Raw genomic sequence first — 23,164 nt, forward strand, 5'->3', positions numbered from 1 at the left:
AGACCCCGGATTGCAGGTTCAACGTGTTTGAAAGACAGCAACGGAAAGGAACGCAAAAAGCGGCAGGAGCAGATGAGTTTAAGAGAAAATAAGGTGGAGATTCTGGCACCGGCAGGGTCATATGATATTTTAATGGCAGATTTTGCAGCGGGCGCAGATGCAGTGTATCTGGGCGGCGCAATGTTTGGTGCGAGAGCATATGCAAATAATTTAAGTCAGGAAGAATTACTGCGGGCATTAGATTATGCACATTTACATGACAAAAAGATTTATCTTACAGTGAATACCCTGATGAAACAGCAGGAGCTGGAAGACAGGTTACTGCCGTATCTTGAGCCGTTTTACAAAGCGGGACTTTCTGCGGTTATCGTGCAGGATTTCGGTGCGTTTGAAGCGATAAAAGAAGCATTTCCGGGACTGCATATTCATGCGAGTACACAGATGACGGTTACAGGTGCGGCAGGCGCAAAGCTTTTAAAAGAAGCGGGCGCAAGCCGTGTGGTAACGGCAAGAGAGTTAAATCTTGCGGAAATCAAGGCAATTCACGATAACTGTGATATTGAAATCGAAAGCTTTATCCACGGTGCACTCTGTTACTGTTATTCGGGACAGTGTCTGCTGAGTAGTTTTCAGGGTGGACGAAGCGGCAACCGCGGCAGATGTGCACAGCCATGCCGCCTGATGTATACACCGCAGACATCAGCCATGCCGCGGACGAAGGGAAAGGGACTGCGCGGTGATGAAAACAGACAAAAAGACAGTAACGGTTCTGCATATCTGTTAAGCCCAAAGGATATGTGCGGTCTGCCGGTTCTGCCGGATATTATAGAGGCAGGCGTTTATTCCTTGAAAATTGAAGGCAGAATGAAAAATGTCAATTATGCGGCAGGCGTAACCGGCATTTACAGAAAATATGTTGACCGTTATCTGGAATATGGCAGAGAAGGGTTTAAGGTCGAAGATTCGGATATTAATGATTTGATGGACTTGTACAACCGCGGTGCGTTTACAACCGGATATTATAATAATACAAAAGGACGGGAAATGATTTCATTAAAGCGCCCGAATCATATGGGAACAAAGGCATTAAAGGTTCTTAAAAATGAAGGCGGCAGGGTATTGTTTGAAGCACTGGAACAAATTTATCCGCAGGATGTTTTTGAAATTGATAAGGAAAACAGCTTTTCAAGCGGCAGTGCATATGCAAAGGGAAGCCGCTTTACCGTAAATCTGCCGAAAAAGTACCGGCTTGAAAAGGGCAGGGTGCTTTATCGTATGAAAAACGGTGAACTGACCCGGTTTGTGGAAAAGCAGTATGTAGGGCAGACGCTGAAAAAGAAAATTGACGTCCATCTGACGGCAGCTTGTGACAGACCGCTGGAACTGACCTTTACAGATACAAGCACCGGAGCAGCGGTAACACAGACCGGTGCAGAGGCACAGGCGGCACAGAAACAGCCGGCAAAAAAAGAACGGCTGGCAGAGATAGTGACGGCACTTGGTGATACGCCGTTTGCAGCTGAAACGGTAAAGGTAGACTTACAGGGAGAATTATTTGTTCCCGTATCGGCATTGAAAGAATTAAAAAGAAACTGCGCACAGGCATTGGAAAAGAAAATTTTAGGGCAGTATTACCGTGAATTGCCAAAAGGCGCAGTAGAAGACCGTATTGCCATGTCACAGGACACACAAGTATACATGGACACAAAAGACGCATCTGTTGCAGGCAGTGTAGAAAATATGCAGATTCAGGCGGCACAACAGTCACAGACACGCCCGGTAACGGTGCTTGTAACAACGTTAAGGCAGGCGGAAAGCGTTTATCCGATGGCAGATATCACCGACATTTATTTCGATTTCAGACTGTTTATCCGTGAAAAGGACAGCCGGATGATGGCAGAAGCTGTAGGAAAGTGTAAGGCGGCACAGAAAAATCCGGTGCTTGCACTGCCACACATTTTACGCGGAAAAGACAGTCAAAAGGGCAGACAGCTGATGGAAAACTGGCTTGCTGCCGGAGCGGATACTTTTCTTGTGCGTAGTCTGGAACAGCTCGGACTGTTAAAAGAACTAAGCCGGTCAGCCGTTATCCGCGTGATTACCGATGCGAATCTGTATACATGGAATACGCGGGCGGAGCAGTTCCTATTAAAAACAACAGGAACACAAAAAAACTTGCGGATTATCCGCACGACCATGCCGCTTGAATTAACAGCGCAGGAACTGGCACAGACCAAAAATGCGGTACTACCGCGTGAACTGATTGTATACACACATCTGCCGTTAATGGTTTCTGAACAGTGTGTGAAAAAAACACTCGGAAAATGTGACGGCGCAAATGGCAGAATGACAATGACAGGATACCGGCAGCAATATCAGGTGCAAAGTGTATGTGATTTGTGTTATAGTATTCTGTATGACGATACCGTATTGGATATCTCAAAACCGGAAACGCTGATTGACAAAGCAGCGCCGGACAGTATACGGTATGAGTTTATAGAGGAAACGGCAGAGCCGGATAAAGTTTTAACAGGAAGACAAAACTGCGAAAAGACAGGCAGAGGACATTTTGAGCTGGGGGTTGAGTAATGCAGCAGATTTTTATTGAACTTTCAAAATATATATTTGCGTTTTTGATTGCATTTTATACACTGGCATCTTATCAGGGTGCGGTCATGCAGAATGAACAGAAAAGAGGAAAAATATATTTTACGCAGAATGTATTAATGTTTATTATTCATCTGCTTGGATATCTGATTTTATACATTTTAAATGATGAGGATATGAAATATATCATGCTGTATTTTGTGCAGTTTATTTATCTGTTTGTTGTGGTGATGATATACGATGTGCTGTATCCGAAGGCATCCAGACTGCTGGTGAATAATATGTGCATGCTGATGGCAATCGGATTTGTTATGATTGCAAGACTGGATTTTGATAAATGCATCAAGCAGTTTGCAATTGCGGCAACCGGAACGATTCTGACATTCTTTATTCCGTGGCTGTTAAAAAGAGTACGCAGTTTCAGAAATTTCGGCTGGCTTTATGGTATTTCCGGGCTGGTGCTTCTGATACTGGTGCTGTTTAGCGGAAAAGTATTCGGTGCGAATCTGGTGCTTTCATTAGGACCGGTTTCCGTCCAGCCGGGTGAGTTTGTTAAGATTTTATATGTGCTGTTTGTTGCATCGATGTTTAATAAGTCCATTACATTTAAGCAGACGGTACTGGTGACGGTGCTGGCGGCGGCACACGTTTTAGTATTGGTTGCTTCAAATGACCTGGGTGCGGCACTGATCTTTTTTGTAGTGTATCTGCTGATGCTGTTTACGGCAACCAAAAAGGTCAGCTATCTGTTTGCGGGACTGGGTGCAGGCAGTGTGGCGGCAGTACTTGCTTATCATATCTTTTCCCATGTCAAAAACCGCGTAACCATCTGGTTAGATCCGTGGAGTACGATTGATACGACAGGATATCAGATCTGCCAGTCTTTATTTGCCATTGGTATGGGTTCATGGTTTGGATACGGACTGGGACAGGGAATGCCGGATAAGATTCCGGTTGCCGAAAAAGACTTTATGTTTTCGGCATTGACGGAAGAGTTTGGTATTATCTTTACGGTAGCACTTCTTTTGATTTGCTTAAATAATCTTATTCTGATGATGAATATTGCATCACGCTGTAAGACACTCTTTTACAGACTGGTAGCTGTCGGACTTGGCGTTACATACGGTTTTCAGGTATTTTTAACAGTCGGCGGTGCGATTAAAATGATTCCGATGACGGGAGTAACCCTTCCGTTTGTCAGCTATGGCGGCAGTTCCATCATCAGCTCATTGGTGATGTTTGCACTGATTAACGGCATGTACAACATGCGACAGGACGAAGGCGAGGCAGAACATGGAAAAGGAAAAACAGAAAAAAAGAAAATCAAAGAAAAGGGAAACGGATATTCTGGAGACGAAGAAGAATAGCGGACTCAGAAACCGTGAAACCAATATTATATCTTTTGTATTTGCGGGACTGTTTCTTTTTATGATGGGCTATCTGGTGTGGTTTAACGTGACAGAAGCCCCGGATATTATTAACAGTCCATATAATAAGAGAGTGGATAATCAGGAAACGAAGGTCGTGCGCGGCGATATTCTGGCGGCGGACGGTTCAATTCTTGCAACAACGGAAACGGATGAGGATGGCAATGAAACCAGAAGCTATCCGTTTGGAAAAGTCTTCTGCCATGTAGTTGGTTTAAGTTCGGCAAAAAGCGGCATAGAAGGTGAGGAAAACTATCATCTGCTCTCAGAGGACGGCAATGTGTTAAAACAGCTTGCTAGTGATGCCACCGGACAAAAAGCAATGGGCAATACGAGCGTGACGACACTGGATGTTGATTTACAGGAAGCTGCTTATAAAGCTATCGGAAGTAACAAGGGTGCGGTGATTGTGATGGAGCCGTCCACAGGTAAGATTTTAGCGATGGTTTCCAAACCGGATTATGATCCGAATGATGCATCCACGGATTATTCAGAGTGGCTGACGTATGACAGTGCGGATTCTGTATTGTTAAACCGTGCGACACAGGGCTTATATCCGCCGGGATCTACCTTTAAGATTATTACGGCACTGGAATATATCCGGGAGTATGATGCGGATTCGTATTCTTATCATTGTACGGGAAGTGCCTATATTCAGGGAGGAACAAGTATTCCGTGTTTTGATAATAAAGCACATGGCACAGAGGATTTAGAAACGGCATTTGCCAATTCATGTAACTCTGCGTTTTCTACAATTGGTACACAGTTAAACCGTTCTGCATTTAAAAATCTGTGCAGCACGCTGATGTTTAATTCCAATCTGCCAATCGGAATTGAGTATAACAGCAGCAGTTTCACGCTGGATGATTCCTCAGGAATCAGTGAAGCACAGGAAACAGCAATCGGACAGGGTAAGACTATGATGACACCGATTCACAATCTGATGATTACGGCAGCAATTGCCAATGACGGTGTGATGATGACACCATATCTGGTGGACCATGTGCAGACGGCAGATAAGATAATTGTAGAGCAGACCACACCGACAGCACTGGCAACGGTTGCAACGGCAGATGAAGCAGAACAGCTGACACAGTATATGCGTGCAGTTGTGACACAGGGAACAGGCTATGCCTTAAAAAATGCTTCTTACAAAGCTGCCGGAAAAACCGGTTCGGCGCAGTATGACAGCTCTGACAATGTCCATTCGTGGTTTGTCGGATTTGCCCCGTATGATGATCCGGAAGTTGCTATCTGTGTTATTTTAGAGGGCGGCTACACCGGTGTCAGAAATGCATCTTATGTGGCAAAGGAAGTCTTAGACGCGTATTTTAATTAGAAATACAAATGACAGGATTTGCGGTTGCTATTGTCTGCCTGCAATGTTATAATGAAAGTAATTGAGAACACACCCATATGTACAGGAGGAATTGCAATGAAAGAAGCAACAAGCTGTGGTGGTGTGGTGATATTTAGAGGCAAAATACTTGTTTTATACAAGAATTACAGAAATAAGTATAAAGGCTGGGTGCTTCCCAAAGGGACGGTTGAGCCGGGAGAGGCACATGAAGATACCGCCATCCGGGAAGTCAGAGAAGAAAGCGGCGCCAATGTCAGAATCAGGGCGTACCTTGCAGATACCGGATATACATTTAATGTTTCTGATGATGTGGTCAATAAAACAGTACACTGGTATCTGTGCGAGGCAGACAGTTATGATACCAAACCGCAGCGGGAAGAATTTTTTGAAGATGCGGGATTTTATAAATTTCATGAAGCGTATCATTTGTTAAAGTTTCCGAATGAAAAACAGATTTTAGAAAGGGCTTATGGAAAGTATATACAGATGAGAAAAGAAAAAATATGGTAATGGGAGAAAAAACATGAGTACAGTCAGTCAGATTGGAGCGGCAGAAACGGCAAAATATCTTATGGATATTCCAAGCTGTGTGATACCGCAGGATACAGACAGTTTTGATTCGGTATATTCGGATATATCTACAGGTGATGAAGATTTAGATACGATATTTGAAGAAGTTTCAAAAGAATACGGTGTTAATGTGAATCTGTTAAAGGCAGTGGCACAGGCAGAGTCGGGATTTGATTCACAGGCGGTATCAAGTGCAGGTGCGATGGGTATTATGCAGCTGATGCCGGCAACAGCAGAATCACTGGGAGTAGAAGACCCGTATGATGCCAGACAGAATATTACGGGCGGTGCCAAGATGCTCGGCTATCTTTTAGCGGATTATAACGGCGATGTGACACTTGCGCTGGCAGCGTATAATGCGGGAAGCGGAGCGGTACGTAAGTACGGAGGTGTTCCTCCGTATTCCGAAACGGAAAATTATATCCGCAAGATTAATGATATTCTCGGTGGAGCATTGGACAATGATTCTACAACGGTAGACGGCGCAGAGCCGACACCGGTATACGGCACATCACAGGATGAAGAAGAAGTGTATTACAGTGCGCCGGTGACACAGCAGTATATGGCGGCTGCGCAGATTCCTGTGGTACAGGCAGGCTATCAGACAGCGGCACAGGCATACGAAGCTGCTTACAACAGTGTGATATCTGTAATTTCCGGACAGGATTATTCGGGAATTACACAGATTTAATCACGTTTATTATATAGAAAGAAAATAGAGGTGCAAGAGATGAAAAGAGGAAGAATAAAGGTAACACTGTACAACCGTACATTAAAAGAGATTGATATGAGTGATTTTTCATATATTTCAGAAGACATTTTTTCAAACAGAAGTGATGTTGTTAAGATTGAACTGCCGGAAGGTGTTAAGAAAATCGGCAACAATGCATTTGAAAACTGCAACAATCTGGAAGAAGTGATTTTCCCGGATTCACTGGAAGAAATCGGACAGGAAGCATTTATTAATTGCGTGAATTTAAAAAGTGCGGTATACAAAAAGGGTGTGAAGGTAGACCCAACTTCCTTTAAAGGATGTATCCAATTGGAAAGATAAGTACATAAGACAAGGCTGCGGCATTTGCCGCAGTCTTTTTTCGTTATCGGAGATTTGCGGATTCTTTAGTAAATTAAAGTGCTTTTTATTTGACAAATGCGTTGCGGTAAGATATGATTTTTAGATAGTGGGATACGTATATAGTAATGTCGGGGTTTTAAATTCCCCGGTTATGGTACGCTTCGCATGTGCAATCAATAAAGCATCAGGAAAATATGCGGAAATGAGGAGAACTATGAGTCAGAAAAAAACATTTGTAACATTAGAACAGTTAAAAGAAATTAATAAGACTTATCCGACACCATACCATCTGTATGATGAAAAAGGGATTCGTGCAAATGCAGAACGTTTAAAGAAAGCATTTTCATGGAATAAAGGCTATCGTGAATATTTTGCGGTAAAAGCAACCCCGAATCCGTTCATTTTAAATATTTTAAAGGAATACGGCTGTGGTACGGATTGTTCTTCAATGACAGAACTGATGATGAGCCATGCACTCGATTTTAAACCGGAAGAAATTATGTTTTCATCCAACGATACACCGGCAGAAGAATTTGCTTATGCAGCAAAAATTGGTGCTATGATCAATTTAGATGATATTACACATATTGATTTCTTAGATAAGATTTTAGACGGCAAATTCCCGGAAACCATGAGCTGCCGTTATAATCCGGGCGGATATTTCAAACTCGGAACATCAATTATGGACAATCCGGGTGATGCAAAATACGGTATGACACATGACCAGATTATCGAAGCATTTAAGATTTTAAAGTCAAAGGGCGTAAAGCACTTTGGTATTCATTCTTTCCTTGCAAGCAATACAGTTTCTAACGAGTATTATCCTGCACTGGCAAAGATTTTATTTGAACTGGCAGTTGAATTAAAGGAAAAGACCGGCGTAGATATCCGGTTCATCAACCTTTCAGGCGGTATCGGCATTGCATACAAGCCGGATCAGGAAGAAAATGATATTGCTGTTATCGGTGAAGGCGTTCACAAGGTTTATGATGAAGTGTTGACACCAAATGGCATGGGCGATGTTGCAATTTATACGGAACTCGGACGTTTCATGCTTGCACCTTACGGCTGCCTTGTTACAAAAGCAATTCATGAAAAGCATACACACAAGGAATACATCGGTGTCGATGCGTGTGCGGTAAACCTTATGCGTCCGGCAATGTACGGTGCATACCATCATATTACGGTAGCGGGAAAAGAAGATGCACCTTGCGACCATGTATACGATATTACAGGCTCTCTTTGTGAAAATAATGACAAATTTGCAATTGACAGAAAGCTGCCAAAGATTGACATGGGTGATTATCTGATTATTCATGATACAGGCGCACATGGCTTTTCAATGGGATACAATTACAACGGAAAGCTGCGTTCATCAGAACTGTTATTAAAGGAAGATGGCAGTGTGGAAATGATCCGCCGTGCAGAAACACCAAAGGATTATTTTGCAACATTTGATTTTTGTAATATCCTCGATAAGCTGAATTTAAAATAAGCCGAAGGAGAAATAAGAATTATTATGAAAGACTTATATTATGTTGCGCAGGAGATTTCAAAGCAGAAGAATTTAAAAGGAAATCTTTTAAAATATGCAACAGGGATGGCTTCTATGTATACAGGACTTGCATACATGAAGCTGTCCATGAATTATTATACCGTTTATGATATGCGTCAGGAAAATGCGACAGTCAATCCGGTATTTGAAGAACTGCTTGCTACGACAAACGGTGTGATTGACAAGCTGCTTTCCGGACAGGCAGAAGATGTGACAGAAGTTGAAACAGTCAGAAACCGTCTGATTGAAACTATGGAGGTTGTAACACAGTATGTAGACTGCCTGCGGATTTATGAATATGTATTAAACCGCGTGGAACACCGTTTCAGTGGTCAGGTGGCAGATGAAGAATATTACGGGATGTATCTGACCAATGATTTGATGCATTATATTCTTGCAGATAAAGATAATGTTGTCATTAACAGTAAGATTTCAGAAGTTGTGGGACAGCTGCCGATGCGTCTTTCACGGAACAAGTTCTTTGAATATTTAAGAGAAGCATTTACGTTATACCACGGCGCACAGAAAGGCACGATCGATGATTTTGCCTATGCACTGCGCACAACGGCGATGTTACAGGAAGTCAAGGGTTTTGAAACACTTTTTCCTGAAGTGTATGACAGTTACAGAACGCTTGCCAATGCAGATTATGCAGAACTGACAGAGGAAGAATATACCCGCCTTAAAAATGTGCTTACAATTGCGACAGAAAAGATGTTAGACTGCGCGGATTTATTTGTACTGCTTACACAGGTGGTCAATGATTTGTACACCATTATTTTAACAGAAAAGCAGACACTTTCCGATATCGGGGAAGTGACGGTTGCAAAGCAGATTATTACCGGTGTGCGTCAGGCATTTGACGGAAAAACACTGCTTTCAGATGAAGTTCTCGGCAAGTTTGAATATTTTGAAGGAAAGCAGGAAAGAATCCTTATGATTCTTTCTAAGAGTGACTTTGCAGTGGAAACGGCACTGGAAAATATGCCAAAGGAATTAGAAGAAGAAGGATTACAGGACTGCTATGCAGCACTGGCTGATGTGATGAAATTACAGTCCGGCAGTGACTTTGTAAGTCTTATAAAAGACCCGGAAAAGTTAAATGTACCGGATAATTCTTACGCAGACGAAACCTGTGAAAACATTATTGCCCAGCTAAAGGAAAGCTTTACGGATATGCCGCAGATTGTAAGACGTGCCGTGATGTCGGCAGTACTTTCACAGCTGCCTGTATTTTTTAACAATACTGACGAAATCTGCGAATATATTAATCTGTCGCTGGAGCAGTGCAATGATGCGGCAGAAAAGATGGCAGTAATTGAAGTAATGAAAATGATAATGCGTGGGTGATGAGTAAATGAAATGGTATCGGAACCTCTATCTTGGCGAGGGTGCAAAGCAGGCAAAATATAAGATGTTTGGCAGAATCCGCCGCGGGCGTTTTCAACTGGATACGTATCTGATTACACTTTCGGACAACCCGGATAATCTGCTGGATATGTTTTCGGCAAATGTCTTAAAGCAGCCTTATTTTAAGAAACAAAAGGGGATTCATGCCAGAGAAATCTATGTTGTCGGTCTGGCGAAAGGCTATGCCGAGGGGCTTGAGGTTATCACAGCCATTATTGATGATGTTTATCAGCAGACGGGGGCGTTTGATATTCCGGGTTATTTAAAGTTCGGAAGAAACCGCATCCGCTAGACTGTGGGAGGAAAACAACAATGCTTCATGGTTTGCTATTGGTTTTAAAAATAGCAGGGATTATCCTTGCAGTCTTACTGGGAATTGTTCTTGCGGCAGCAGCGGCGGTGCTGTTTGTGCCGGTGCGCTATGCGGCAGATGCACAATATGATAAAAACAGCGGCAAAAAGCCGGTGCTTCATGTACGGGTTACATGGCTTTTGCATCTGTTCCGTTTTTTTATGGAATATAACGAAGGCTTTAAAATGCGGGCGCAGGTTCTTTTCTTTCCACTGTATGATTCGGAAAGACCGATAGAGCCGGAAATAAAAGAACAAAAAGAAAAAGCTTCAAAAAAGAAGCAGAAAGCCGGGGAACGCACGGTTTTTGACGAACAGCCACAGAAAAGCGGCGTACAGGCGCAGGAAGTCCGGAAACGGATAGAACAGGAACCACCGCAGGAAACCGGGAGCGAAACTGAGGCAGAGCAGACGGCGGAAGAAAATCCGTGTGCTTTCCGCAAAAAGCCGTCTTTAGCGGAAAAGTTTAAGTGTTTCGGAGAGCGCATAAAACAGGTCTGCCGGCGGATAAAAGCATTTTTTATCAGGATTGCGCAGACAATCTGCGGTATTTTTGATAAGAGTGTTTCGCTAAAGGAGACCGTGCAGGAAAAAACAACCCATTTTTCGGAAATGCTGCAGGATGAAGAAAACCGCGAGCTGGTTCATTTTCTATGGGAGCAGTTGAAACGGCTTTTACAAAAATCCCGTCCGAAAAAATACCGACTCCGTGTCCGGTACGGATTTGAAGACAGTGAAACGACAGGCTGGCTTGCAGTACGGCTTGCGGTCCTTTACGGACTTTTGGGACTGGACATCGAACTGATTCCCGATTTTGAAGAATCCGTTTTTGAGGGCGAAGGCATGATAAAAGGGAAAATCCGGCTGGCGGGGATTTTAATGATTGCAGGGAAAGTTTATTTTAACCGCCTTGTACAGAAAAAACTGTTAAAGAAAAGCAGCCGTTAAGACGGCAGAATGGAGGAGTTATGGCAGAAAATAAGAATAATTTTGATACAACGGTAGCCTCTCTTTTTAAAGGGATGGATTCATTTGTTTCCGCAAAAACGGTTGTGGGAGATGCAGTGACAGTCAATGACACCATTATTCTTCCGCTGGTTGATGTATCGTTTGGTGTGGGTGCAGGTGCATTTGCGGGCGAAAAGAAAAACAATGCGGGCGGCGTAATGACAGGAAAGGTTTCGCCAAGTGCGGTTTTAGTTATTCAGAATGGGACAACAAAGCTTGTCAATATTAAAAATCAGGATACGGTGACAAAGATTTTAGACATGGTGCCGGACGTGATTGACCGTTTTACAAGCGGAAATAAGACAAAAGAGTACGATGAAGAAGTTGAAAATGCAATTCACGATGTAACAGAGGAATAACACGCGGCGGTGCAGCATATACTATTGATAAGACAGAATATAAAGACGGTTCGCTATGACAAGAATGTGTGGATTTATACTGTTCTGGATTGCAGTAGGAATGATGATTGCACTGTTTTTTACTGAAAATATCTGTCTGTGTATTTTCGTGATTATTGTGCTGATGATATTGGGATATAATTTGTTTTGTCATTAAAATGAAAAAAATGTTGAAATAATGCTTGCAAAATAATTTAATATCTGCTACAATATTTTCTGTTGTGGGTAAATAATACCCAATACCATTAAGGAGGTGTATTTAAGATGGCAAAATGTGCAATTTGTGAAAAAGCTGCTCACTTTGGTAACGCTGTGAGCCATTCTCATAGAAGATCAAATAAGAAATGGAATGCTAACGTTAAGTCAGTAAAGGTTAAGGTCAACGGTGCATCTCAGAAGATGTATGTATGTACTTCATGCTTACGTTCCGGTAAAGTAGAACGCGCATAAGAACTGCTGTTAATTTTCGAAAATTTATATCAGTGGGAAGGTGGATTGTCTTTTTAGATGATTCACCTTCTTTGTTTTGACATTTGTATCATGAATAGGTATAATATCTATTATTAGATAGGATAGATAGTATCCGTGAATGGAGGTATATAGATGAGAGGTCATATCGAAGGACAGTTAGGTACGATTACCATCGAATCAGAAGTTATTGCAAGATATGCCGGTTCTACAGCCGTAGAGTGTTTTGGTATTGTGGGCATGGCAGCTGTCAGCATGAAGGACGGCCTTGTAAAGCTTTTAAAGGGCGACAGCCTTACAAGAGGAATTCACGTAGAGATTGATGAAGACAATATGATTACAATTGATTTTCATGTTATTGTTTCTTATGGTGTCGGCATTTCAACCGTTGCAGAGAATCTGATTGAAAATGTAAAGTACAAGGTACATGAATTTACAGGTCTTGATATTAAGAAGATTAATATATTTGTAGAAGGTGTTCGTGTAATAGATTAATGGAAGATGCCGTATATGGCGGAATGGAGGAAAATTGTGGCTACAAATACAATAGATGCAGCACTTTTGCAAAAGATGTTCCTTGCAGGAGCAAAAAACCTTGAAGCAAAAAAAGAGTGGATTAATGACTTGAATGTATTCCCGGTGCCGGACGGCGATACGGGAACCAATATGACACTGACAATTATGTCTGCGGCAAAAGAAGTCGGTGCGCTTGCAGTACCGGATATGGAAACGCTGGCAAAAGCAATTGCGACCGGTTCATTAAGAGGTGCAAGAGGTAATTCAGGTGTTATTCTTTCACAGCTGTTCAGAGGATTTACAAAGGAAATGTCCGGGATTGACAGTTTAACCGTAGAAGACATTGCAAGAGCAACACAGAGAGCAACAGAAACAGCATACAAGGCCGTTATGAAGCCGAAGGAAGGAACAATTCTTACCGTTGCAAAGGGTGTATCTGATAAGGCGGCAGAAGTTGCAGAGGAAACAGAAGACATCGAAGAAGCACTGTTAAAGATTATTGAACATGCAGAGCTTGTCTTGTCAAAGACGCCTGAAATGCTCCCTGTTTTAAAGGAAGCCGGTGTTGTGGATTCCGGCGGACAGGGTCTGGTTGTTGTATTAAGAGGTATGTATGATGCTTTAACAGGTAAAGTCACAGACTTTAAGATTGAAGGCGTATCTAAAGCAAAAATTGCAGCAACAGGAAAGAATACGGGAGCTGCCATTGAAAATGTAGATATTAAATTCGGTTACTGTACGGAATTTATTATTATGCTCGATAAAGAATTTGATGAAAAGACAGAAGAATCCTTTAAGGCATTTTTATCTTCTATCGGTGATTCCATTGTGTGTGTTGCATTAGATGACATTGTAAAGGTTCATGTGCATACCAATCATCCGGGTCAGGCATTTGAAAAGGCATTAGAATACGGACAGCTGACAAAGATGAAGGTTGATAATATGCGTGAGGAACACAACCAGAAGGTTATCCAGCAGTCAGAGATGGAAGCAGCTGCTAAGGAAGAAACAGAAAAGAAGGAAGAAAAAGCACCACATAAGGATTTTGGTTTTGTAACGATTTCCGCAGGCGAAGGACTTTCTGAAATCTTTAAGGAACTGGGTGTTGACGAAGTGATTGAAGGCGGACAGACCATGAATCCGAGTACAGAGGATATTTTAAATGCTGCTGACCGCATTAATGCAGATACTGTTTTTGTTCTTCCGAATAATAAGAACATTATTCTTGCCGCGGAGCAGGCAGCAGAGCTTGTAGAAGGCAAAAAGCTGATTGTAATTCCGACAAAGACAGTTCCGCAGGGTATTACAGCGATGATTAACTTTGAAGCTTCAAGAAATGCACAGGAAAATGCAGACACGATGACAGAAGCACTTTCAACAGTGGCAACAGGACAGCTTACTTATGCAGTTCGTGATACGTCAATTGACGGAAAAGAAATTCACAAAGACGATATTATGGGACTTTCAGACAGCGGACTTGCGGCAGTCGGCAAGAGCATTGACCAGACGCTGTTAGAACTTGTTGATGCAATGATGAATGAAGATGCAGAACTTATTACCCTGTATTACGGCAGTGATATTTCAGAAGAAGATGCAGAAAATGCCGCAGCAAAGGTTGAAGAAAAATATCCGGATATTGATGTAGAGCTTCAGATGGGCGGACAGCCGATTTATTATTACATTGTTTCAGTAGAATAAAATGTGAACAAGTCATCTATTACAGCTTGTTCACATAACATTTTACGCCGCAGGCAGCGTAAAATGTTATTTATCGCAGGACTGAATAAATTCAGTCCGCGTTCCTCCGGCATTGGAATGCCTGCGGAAAGAAGGATAAGATGAGTAAGATTGATGAAATCAGAGGCGAGATGGTTAAGGCGATGAAGGCGAAGGATAAGGCCAGAAAAGATGTTCTTTCCTTACTGCTTGCGGAATTAAAGAATGTAGAAATTAACAACCGCACACCGCTGACTGATGAAGAAGGAAATCAGGTTATTTTAAAGCAGATTAAGCAGTTAAAAGAAACACTTTCCCTTACTCCGGCAGACCGACAGGACATTATTGACGAGTGTAATTTCTCAATCAGTGTATTAGAGGAATATGCACCGAAGATGATGGATGAATCTGAAATCAAAGCAGTGATTGAAGAAACATTAAAAGAACTTTCTATCGAAACACCGACAGCACAGGATAAAGGTAAAATTATGAAAGTGTTAATGCCAAAGGTCAAAGGCAAGGCAGACGGTAAACTTGTCAATCAGGTTCTTGGCTCAATGATGGCATAAGTTATGAATATACAGCAGCTTAAAGGAATTGGAGAAAAAACTGCTGCGCTACTTAGCAGGCTTTCCGTATACACTGTAAAAGACCTTGTAGGGTTATACCCACGGGCTTACGATGTATATGAAAAGCCTGTTTTTGTACAGGAAGCAGTGGAAGAACATGCATCAGAAATCGTGAGCATTGAAGCCGTTGTGGCAAGAAATGTGGAACAGTATTCCACACCGAGAATGAAAGTATTATCGACAGTTGTGCGGGATGAACAGGGAACATCCCTGAAATGCACATGGTTTAACATGCCGTTTCTGCGCAGCAGTTTAAAGCCGGGAGCACATTATGTCTTCCGCGGTCAGCTTGCAAAGAAAAAGGGAAGCTTTGTTTTAGAACAGCCACAGATGTATACAATGGCGGCATATGCACAGTTACAGGGAAGTATGCAGCCCATATATCCGCTGACAAAGGGGCTGTCCAATAAAACGGTCGCCAAAGCAGTAAAACAGGCATTGGAAAAGTACGATACGTGTCTGGAAAAAGAATATATACCGGTAGATATCCGCAGTGCGTATCAGCTTGCGGAACACAATTTTGCCGTACAGCGGATACATTTTCCGCAGTCGCAGGAGGATTATTTACAGTCCAGAAAAAGACTGGCATTTGAAGAATTTTTTCTGTTTGTGCTGGCAGTGCGCAATATGAAAGAAAAAAATACACACAGGCTGAATGAGTACCGTATTTTAAATGATGCGCGTACCGATAAATTCATTTCTGAACTGGAGTTTGAACTGACGGATGCACAGAAAAAGACATGGGAAGAAATCAAAGAAAACATGTCCGGCAGTGCGTTAATGAGCCGGTTGATTCAGGGCGATGTTGGTTCCGGAAAGACGATTATTGCAGTGTTGGCATTGATGAATACCGCGTTTGCAGGGTATCAGGGGGCAATGATGGTGCCGACAGAGGTGCTTGCAAAACAGCAGTACGAGTCGATCTGTTCGATGTTTGAAAAACATCAGATTCCGTTAAAGGTTGTGCTTTTAATGGGTTCGATGACGGCGGCGCAGAAAAGAGCGGTTTATGAGCAGATTCGCACGCATGAGGCGGATATTGTGGTCGGCACGCACGCCGTGATTCAGGAAAAAGCCGTTTATGACAAGCTTGCACTGGTAATTACGGACGAACAGCACCGCTTCGGGGTCAATCAGCGGCGGGCGCTTTCTATGAAAGGGGACAATCCGCACGTACTGGTTATGAGTGCAACCCCGATTCCGAGAACACTGGCAATTATAGTATACGGTGACTTGGATATTTCTATTATTGATACACTACCGGCAGAACGTCTTCCAATAAAAAATTGTGTTGTGGGAACCAACTACCGGGAAAATGCGTATAAGTTTATAGCGGGTCAGGTCAAAAAAGGCAGACAGGCATATGTTATCTGTCCGATGGTGGAGGAAAGCGAAAATGTCGATGCTGAAAATGTCGTAGAATATGCCGAAAAGCTTAAAGCGGCACTGCCTCCGCAAATCCGTGTGGAATATTTGCACGGAAAGATGAAAGCAAATCAAAAAGAAGAAATTATGGCGCGCTTTGCGGCGCGGGAAACAGATGTACTGGTATCGACAACCGTTATCGAAGTCGGTGTCAACGTTCCGAATGCCACGGTAATGATGGTGGAAAATGCAGACCGTTTCGGGCTTGCACAGCTTCACCAGCTGAGGGGACGTGTGGGGCGCGGAAAATATCAGTCGTATTGTATCTTTGTGTCCGGTTCGGACACAGCCAAGGCAAAGGACCGCTTAGGCATTTTAAATCAGACGAATGACGGATTTAAAATTGCAGAGGAGGATTTAAAACAGCGTGGACCGGGAGATTTTTTCGGCGTGCGCCAGAGCGGGGATTTGCGTTTTAAAATCGGTGATATTTTCTCAGATTCCAAAGTGTTAAAGGAAGCAGCAGATGCGGCAGGCGCTGTACTTGCAAAAGATGAACTGCTTTCGTCGGAAGAAAATGTTTATCTGAAGACAAAAGTGGAAGAATATACAAAGGAATGTCTGGAAAATATTAATTTATGATGGAAGTGTCACAAGTATAAGGAGTGCTATAAAATGCGGACAATGGAATTTACAATGAGCAGACCCGGACTGGTAGAACCGGGACAGGAAGTGGAAATTACCGAAGGGAAACTGCCAAGCAGCTTTTACTACACGATAGAACCTGCGGTTGCAATGTCGGGAAACTACTCGACACCGGAGCGTTTAAAATCCAGAAAAGGCATTGTAAAAGAAGTCGGCGAAACCAGCCGTGGATACTACGTACTGGCGGAATTTGACGAGTAAATGCGGCACAGTGGAAGATTGTATCAGAAACTGCCGCACGCAGAATGCTGCGAAAAAAGAAGGATAAGGATTAGAAGAGAAAATCAGGTGGACAGATGAAGGAAGAATTAATGCGCACAGAACTGCTGTTTGGCAGTGAGGGCATGGAAAAATTAAAAAATGCAAAGGTGGCACTGTTCGGAGTCGGCGGAGTCGGCGGCTACGTGGCAGAAGCACTTGCACGCAGCGGTGTCGGAAACATGGTGCTTACAGATAACGACTGTGTAAGTGTTTCCAATATCAACCGTCAGATTATCGCACTGCACAGTACGGTCGGCAGACCGAAAGTGGAAGTAATGAAGGAACGGCTTTTAGATATCAACCCGGAGATTAATCTGGAACTGCACCGGTCCTTTTATCTGCCGGAAAATCACGATGACTATGATTTTGCATCATATGATTATGTTATCGACTGTATTGATACAGTTGCTGCCAAGATTGATCTGGTGCTTGAAGCGCAGAAAGCAGGAACACCGATTATAGCGAGCATGGGAACCGGCAATAAACATCACCCGGAGCTGCTCGAGGTTTCGGATATTTTTAAGACTTCGGTCTGTCCGCTTGCAAAAGTCATGCGTTATGAATTAAAAAGGCGCGGCGTAAAGAAACTGAAAGTGATTTATTCCAAGGAGCAGCCAGTCAAGGTATCGGCGCCGCTTGAGAATAATGCCAGAAGATGTATTCCCGGCAGTACTGCATTTGTTCCGGCTTCGGCAGGACTGCTGATCGCTTCTGAAGTCGTCAAGGACATTATGATGTAAGAACCGGGCAAAAGTATCTTAATAATCACTGCATAAATAAAACACTTCTTCCATATACATGAAGTAAATATGGAAGGAGTGTTTTTGTTTTTATGGACAGTAATCAGGAATTTTCGTTATACAAGGATATGAAAGCCAGAACAAACGGAGAAATATACATCGGGGTGGTAGGACCGGTCAGAACCGGTAAATCAACTTTTATTAAAAGATTTATGGACTTGTGCGTACTGCCGCAGATGGAAAATGAACATGTACGTGCGCGGGCAAAGGACGAACTGCCGCAGAGCGCCGCGGGAACAACAATTATGACGACCGAGCCGAAGTTTATTCCAAGTGAGGCGGCACTCATTTATCCAATGGAAGATGTGGGCGTCAAGGTGCGTCTGATTGACTGTGTCGGTTTTATGGTGGAAGGCGCGTCCGGTCACGTTGAAAATGAAAAGGAGCGCATGGTAAAAACACCGTGGTCGCAGACGGAAATCCCGTTTACCAAGGCGGCGGAAATCGGTACGAAAAAGGTGATTGCGGAACATTCAACGATAGGTATTGTCGTAACCACAGACGGTTCATTTTCAGAGATTCCAAGACAAAATTACGTTCCGGCGGAGGAACGCACTATTCAGGAATTAAGTGCCATTAAAAAGCCGTTTCTGGTGCTGTTAAATAGTGTAAAGCCGTATTCTAAGGAAACCGGACAGCTTGCGGAAGAACTCACGCAGAAATACGGCGTAACCGTGCTGCCGGTCAACTGCGACCAGTTAAAAAAAGAAGATATCACTGCGATTCTTGAAAATGTACTGCTTGAATTTCCGGTGACGGAGCTGGATTTTTACACGCCGCAGTGGATGGAAATGCTGCCGGAGGACCACTGGCTGAAAGCAGAGCTGATTGCAAAGGCTGCGGAAGTGTTAGAACCGGTTGGAAAAATCCGCGATGTGAAGAAAAATTTTGTGCAGGTAACGGGAGAATCGCTAAGCGGCATTACCGTATCCGATATCCAGATGTCGGATGGCAGGGTGCGGCTGGAAGTGCAGATGAAGCCGCAGGTTTATTATGACATTTTAAGTGAATTGACAGGCACGGCAATCCACAATGAATATGAGCTGATTCACATGATCCGGGAGCTTTCCGCAAAGAAAAAAGAATTTGACAGTGTGGGAAATGCTTTATCAGAAGTGTCTGCAAGCGGCTTCGGGGTTGTAACACCGGTGCGGGAAGAAATTGTGTTAGATGAGCCGGAGGTGATTAAAAACGGCACAAAATACGGTGTAAAAATCAAAGCGCAGGTGCCGTCCGTCAATATGATCAAGACGAACATCAGTGTGGAAATTGCACCGATTGTCGGTACGAAAAACCAGGCAGATGACCTGATTGCATACATAAAAGAAAATGCCGGGGACAATGCGCAGGGAATCTGGGAAACAAATATTTTCGGAAAGACGATTGAACAGATTGTAGATGACGGCATTTATGAAAAAACACACAACATGACACCGGAAAGCATGGAAAAGATTTCTTCTACATTGGAAAAAGTCATGAATGAAAATTCGGGACTGGTCTGCCTGATTGTATAAATCAGGCTGTATGCAAAAATGCTTTATAATGTAAAAAAACTGTGGTATACTAATGAAAGAGTGTTGTATCACGGCATTATCTGATATGCCGTGGTATAACACTTCTGTATTGAAAAAACGAATTCAAGAAATATATGCTGCAATGCGGCGGAATGGAGAACAACATGAAAAAAGTAGAAGATTATGTACGCAGTATTCCGGATTTCCCGGAAAAGGGAATTATTTTCAGAGATATTACAAGCGTGATTCAGGATCCGGAAGGATTAAAGCTTGCAATTGACGGCATACAGAATTTATTAAAAGACGTAGATTTTGATGTGGTAGTCGGACCGGAATCCAGAGGTTTTATCTTTGGTGTGCCAATTGCTTACAATAATCATACGGGCTTTGTACCGGTCAGAAAAAAGGGAAAGCTTCCGTGCGAAACCATTTCAGAAGAATATGCCCTTGAATACGGTACGGCAACAATTGAAATACATAAGGATGCCATTCAGCCGGGTCAGAAGGTTGTTATTGTCGATGATTTAATTGCAACCGGCGGAACGACAGAAGCTGCCATTCATATGATTGAGCGTCTGGGCGGTGAGGTTGTAAAGGTTGTATTTCTTATGGAGCTGGAAGGCTTAAAGGGCAGAGAACGTTTAAAAGATTACGATGTGGATGCAGTGATTAAGTATCCGGGTAAATAAAGAACGGACTGTACGGCAGAAAGGAGAGAGCATATGGCAACACCACATAATCAGGCAGAAAAGGGACAGATTGCAAAGACGGTGCTGATGCCGGGAGATCCGTTGCGTGCAAAGTATATTGCAGAGAATTTTCTCACAGAGGTACAGCAGTTTAACGAAGTGCGCAATATGTACGGCTATACCGGAATGTATCAAAGCAGGGAAGTTTCTGTCATGGGAAGCGGTATGGGAATGCCGTCCATGGGCATTTACAGCTATGAATTGTATACAAAATACGATGTAGAGCGGATTATCCGTATCGGTTCTGCCGGGGCGCTCTCCGATGATATTGCATTGATGGACATTGTTGCGGCAATCGGTACCTGTACGGATTCTAATTATGCTTCCCAGTATGGGCTGCCGGGTACATTTGCACCGACAGCGGATTTTGGTCTGTTAAAGATTACAGACCGCATTGCACAAGAAAAAAATCTTTCCTTAAAGGTTGGAAATATTGTGTCTTCGGACATTTTTTATAATGAAGACAACAGTGTCAATGACCGCTGGAAGAAGATGAACGTACTGGCAGTGGACATGGAGGCGGCGGCACTGTATATGAATGCGGCAAGATGCGGTAAAAAAGCACTCTGCCTGCTGACAATCAGTGACCATTTGTACCGTCATGAAAGCCTGACGGCAATGCAGCGGCAGAATTCATTTCAGGAGATGATGACACTGGCGCTGGATACGGCAGCAGCATGTGAAGCATAAAACGAAAAGCGGAGGAAAGAAAGACAGAGTATGACATTTTTAAACAGTGCGCCGTTCTGGCTGATTGTATGTTTTCTCGTGATTGCGGTTTATGTTTCCGCGGACGGTAAAAGAAAACACCGGGCAAAGGTTTTAAAGCAGCTTAAAAGCAGCTTTGGGAAACCGTCTGGGCGCAGATACGGGGAAGATGAATATGAGCGCCTGACACATTATTACAGAGAGTGTGCAGAGCAGTCCGGGGAAGGCATTGACGATATTACATGGAATGACCTGAATATGGACGACATTTTTAAGCAGATGAATATTGCCAATTCTTCGGCAGGACAAGAGTATCTGTACAGGCTTTTGCGGACACCGGCGGAAAGTCCGGACAGGCTTCGTGAAATTGACAGTCTGGCAGAGTATTTTGCAGCACATGAGAAAGAGCGGATTGCATTACAGCAGGAATTTGTAAAGCTTGGCTTTGTGAAATATTTATCACTTAGCGACTATATCGGCCTGATGGTTGGCATGGAACCCGGCGGCAACGGTGTGCATATTGCGGCGCTCATTGCGTTGGCGGCAGCTTTTGTGGTCTGCTTTGCGGTAAATCCGGTTATCGGAATCGGACTGATTGTGGCGGCGGTTACATTTTCGATTCTGACATATTATAAAATGAAGGCAAAGGTTGAACATTACTTTGTCTGCATTGCGCAGATTGTACGCATGACAGCGGCGGCACAGGCGATTGCACAGCAAAAAAACGCAGGTCTGGAAGAATATAACAAAAAGCTGGAGGAACTCTGCAAAAAATTCCAGTCGGTCACAAAAAATGCGTGGCTGCTGGAATCCGGTAATGTCAACGGCTCGCTGTCTGAAATGGCAATGGAGTATATGCGTATGCTTACCCATGTGGATTTAATGAAATTTAACAGCATGGTACGCCATATCGGAAACTGTCAGGCAGAGGTCTATGAACTGTTTGATACGTTAGGACTGCTGGAAGCCTGTATTTCGGTGGCATCATACAGACAGATGCTTCCGTACTGGTCGAAGCCGCAGCTTTTAACCGGCAGCAGAAGAAAGCTTGTGATTGAGGAAGGGTATCACCCATTAATTGAAAAGCCGGTTGCCAATTCCATGCATACAGAAAAAAATGTACTGCTGACAGGCTCCAACGCTTCCGGTAAATCCACATTTTTACGGACGATAGCCGTCAATGCGGTGCTGTCACAGACCATTTTTACGAGTGTGTCAAAAAATTATCAGGCACCGTATTTCAGAATCTATTCTTCAATGTCTTTAAAGGACGATTTAGGCGGCAAAAACAGCTACTATATTGTGGAGATTAAAGCACTTAAAAGGATTCTTACCGCCGCAGAGCAGACGGGCTGCCCGGTGCTTTGCTTTGTCGATGAGGTGCTGCGCGGAACCAATACGGTAGAGCGTATCGCGGCATCTTCTGAGATTTTAAAATATTTAAAGGATAAGAATGTATTGTGTTTTGCGGCAACGCATGATATTGAACTGACCGCGATTTTAAGCGGCTGTTATGATAATTATCATTTTCAGGAAGAAGTCACGGACAGCGATGTTTCCTTTAATTTTAAGCTGTTTAAAGGACCGGCGACGACAAGAAACGCGATTAAGCTGCTTAAAATGATAGGTTATGATGCATCTATTATCAAAGGTGCAGAGTGTCAGGCAGGTTATTTTATAGAAAATGGTGTCTGGAAAATTTAAGTACCGTTATTTGTTTGCATCAAATGGGTTGAGAATACAATAAAAATATGATAAAATATAATATCAGTTTGGATAGGGAGGTACAGGTATGACAGGATTAGCAGGTGAAGTTATTTACGAAGCAGTGAAGTTTATTATTATGCTGTTATTGCTGGCAGGCGGTGTAGTTATCGGAGGAAAGCTCCGTACACGTTCAGACGCAAAAAAAGAGGCAAAAAACAAGGAAATCTAGGAGGATAAAGAAGTGCAGTACAGAGGTGTTAACGAG

General features: G+C 43.1%; 23 protein-coding genes. All 23 read left to right on the plus strand.

All coding sequences use genetic code 11. The features are described from left to right. Positions 1-27 precede the first annotated feature (27 nt). On the plus strand, positions 28-2,589 hold the full coding sequence (locus WMO37_RS03610) for a U32 family peptidase (protein ID WP_349154324.1): 2,562 nt from the start codon (positions 28-30) through the stop codon (positions 2,587-2,589). Continuing rightward, a complete protein-coding gene (locus tag WMO37_RS03615) occupies positions 2,589-3,974 on the plus strand; it encodes an FtsW/RodA/SpoVE family cell cycle protein (protein ID WP_227089347.1) in 1,386 nt (461 codons plus the stop codon). Before WMO37_RS03610 ends, WMO37_RS03615 begins: the two co-directional genes overlap by 1 nt. Continuing rightward, positions 3,901-5,373 carry a peptidoglycan D,D-transpeptidase FtsI family protein gene (locus tag WMO37_RS03620; RefSeq protein ID WP_349154325.1) on the plus strand — a complete coding sequence of 491 codons (1,473 nt, stop codon included), beginning with the start codon at positions 3,901-3,903 and terminating at the stop codon, positions 5,371-5,373. Before WMO37_RS03615 ends, WMO37_RS03620 begins: the two co-directional genes overlap by 74 nt. A 96-nt stretch (positions 5,374-5,469) precedes the next feature. Beyond that, positions 5,470-5,904, plus strand: coding sequence for an NUDIX hydrolase (locus WMO37_RS03625; RefSeq protein ID WP_349154326.1), 435 nt, complete (start codon positions 5,470-5,472; stop codon positions 5,902-5,904). A 13-nt stretch (positions 5,905-5,917) separates the two neighbouring features. Further along, positions 5,918-6,655: a lytic transglycosylase domain-containing protein gene (locus WMO37_RS03630; protein ID WP_022432253.1), complete on the plus strand. Its 738-nt coding sequence runs from the start codon at positions 5,918-5,920 to the stop codon at positions 6,653-6,655. A gap of 39 nt (positions 6,656-6,694) precedes the next feature. After that, positions 6,695-7,018 (plus strand): leucine-rich repeat domain-containing protein, encoded by a 324-nt coding sequence (locus tag WMO37_RS03635; protein ID WP_022432252.1) that lies wholly within the window; start codon positions 6,695-6,697, stop codon positions 7,016-7,018. 235 nt (positions 7,019-7,253) lie between these two features. Continuing rightward, on the plus strand, positions 7,254-8,534 hold the full coding sequence (locus tag WMO37_RS03640) for a diaminopimelate decarboxylase (RefSeq protein ID WP_349154327.1): 1,281 nt from the start codon (positions 7,254-7,256) through the stop codon (positions 8,532-8,534). Positions 8,535-8,558: 24 nt separating this feature from the next. After that, positions 8,559-9,944, plus strand: a complete 1,386-nt coding sequence (locus WMO37_RS03645; protein ID WP_022432250.1) for a hypothetical protein — start codon at positions 8,559-8,561, stop codon at positions 9,942-9,944. Between the two features lie 7 nt (positions 9,945-9,951). Further along, positions 9,952-10,296: a hypothetical protein gene (locus WMO37_RS03650; protein WP_349154328.1), complete on the plus strand. Its 345-nt coding sequence runs from the start codon at positions 9,952-9,954 to the stop codon at positions 10,294-10,296. A gap of 20 nt (positions 10,297-10,316) precedes the next feature. Further along, positions 10,317-11,303, plus strand: a complete 987-nt coding sequence (locus WMO37_RS03655; RefSeq protein ID WP_349154329.1) for a hypothetical protein — start codon at positions 10,317-10,319, stop codon at positions 11,301-11,303. A 20-nt stretch (positions 11,304-11,323) separates the two neighbouring features. Further along, the gene (locus WMO37_RS03660; protein WP_227089351.1) at positions 11,324-11,722 is read left to right on the plus strand and encodes a GerW family sporulation protein; all 399 of its coding nucleotides are present in this window, start codon (positions 11,324-11,326) and stop codon (positions 11,720-11,722) included. A gap of 303 nt (positions 11,723-12,025) precedes the next feature. Then, the gene (gene rpmB / locus WMO37_RS03665; RefSeq protein ID WP_022432246.1) at positions 12,026-12,211 is read left to right on the plus strand and encodes a 50S ribosomal protein L28; all 186 of its coding nucleotides are present in this window, start codon (positions 12,026-12,028) and stop codon (positions 12,209-12,211) included. 153 nt (positions 12,212-12,364) lie between these two features. Next, complete coding sequence (locus WMO37_RS03670; protein WP_022432245.1) at positions 12,365-12,724, plus strand: Asp23/Gls24 family envelope stress response protein; 360 nt, start codon at positions 12,365-12,367, stop codon at positions 12,722-12,724. Positions 12,725-12,760: 36 nt separating this feature from the next. Further along, positions 12,761-14,443, plus strand: coding sequence for a DAK2 domain-containing protein (locus WMO37_RS03675; protein WP_349154330.1), 1,683 nt, complete (start codon positions 12,761-12,763; stop codon positions 14,441-14,443). A 140-nt stretch (positions 14,444-14,583) separates the two neighbouring features. Beyond that, complete coding sequence (locus tag WMO37_RS03680; protein ID WP_022432243.1) at positions 14,584-15,030, plus strand: GatB/YqeY domain-containing protein; 447 nt, start codon at positions 14,584-14,586, stop codon at positions 15,028-15,030. A gap of 3 nt (positions 15,031-15,033) precedes the next feature. Continuing rightward, a complete protein-coding gene (gene recG / locus WMO37_RS03685) occupies positions 15,034-17,097 on the plus strand; it encodes an ATP-dependent DNA helicase RecG (protein ID WP_349154331.1) in 2,064 nt (687 codons plus the stop codon). 33 nt (positions 17,098-17,130) lie between these two features. Then, on the plus strand, positions 17,131-17,361 hold the full coding sequence (locus tag WMO37_RS03690) for a hypothetical protein (RefSeq protein WP_022432241.1): 231 nt from the start codon (positions 17,131-17,133) through the stop codon (positions 17,359-17,361). Between the two features lie 95 nt (positions 17,362-17,456). Beyond that, complete coding sequence (locus WMO37_RS03695; protein ID WP_349154332.1) at positions 17,457-18,161, plus strand: tRNA threonylcarbamoyladenosine dehydratase; 705 nt, start codon at positions 17,457-17,459, stop codon at positions 18,159-18,161. A 92-nt stretch (positions 18,162-18,253) separates the two neighbouring features. Further along, complete coding sequence (gene spoIVA / locus WMO37_RS03700; RefSeq protein WP_349154333.1) at positions 18,254-19,735, plus strand: stage IV sporulation protein A; 1,482 nt, start codon at positions 18,254-18,256, stop codon at positions 19,733-19,735. Between the two features lie 164 nt (positions 19,736-19,899). Then, complete coding sequence (locus WMO37_RS03705) at positions 19,900-20,424, plus strand: adenine phosphoribosyltransferase (protein ID WP_022432238.1); 525 nt, start codon at positions 19,900-19,902, stop codon at positions 20,422-20,424. 33 nt (positions 20,425-20,457) lie between these two features. Then, on the plus strand, positions 20,458-21,174 hold the full coding sequence (gene deoD, locus WMO37_RS03710; RefSeq protein ID WP_349154334.1) for a purine-nucleoside phosphorylase: 717 nt from the start codon (positions 20,458-20,460) through the stop codon (positions 21,172-21,174). Positions 21,175-21,204: 30 nt separating this feature from the next. Beyond that, a complete protein-coding gene (locus WMO37_RS03715) occupies positions 21,205-22,896 on the plus strand; it encodes a MutS-related protein (RefSeq protein WP_022432236.1) in 1,692 nt (563 codons plus the stop codon). A gap of 88 nt (positions 22,897-22,984) precedes the next feature. Then, the gene (locus WMO37_RS03720) at positions 22,985-23,128 is read left to right on the plus strand and encodes a hypothetical protein (protein ID WP_022432235.1); all 144 of its coding nucleotides are present in this window, start codon (positions 22,985-22,987) and stop codon (positions 23,126-23,128) included. Positions 23,129-23,164: the final 36 nt, after the last annotated feature.

Origin of the sequence: Lachnospira intestinalis (assembly GCF_040095895.1) — a bacterium.
In the GTDB taxonomy this organism is placed as follows: Bacteria; Bacillota; Clostridia; order Lachnospirales; family Lachnospiraceae; genus Lachnospira; species Lachnospira intestinalis.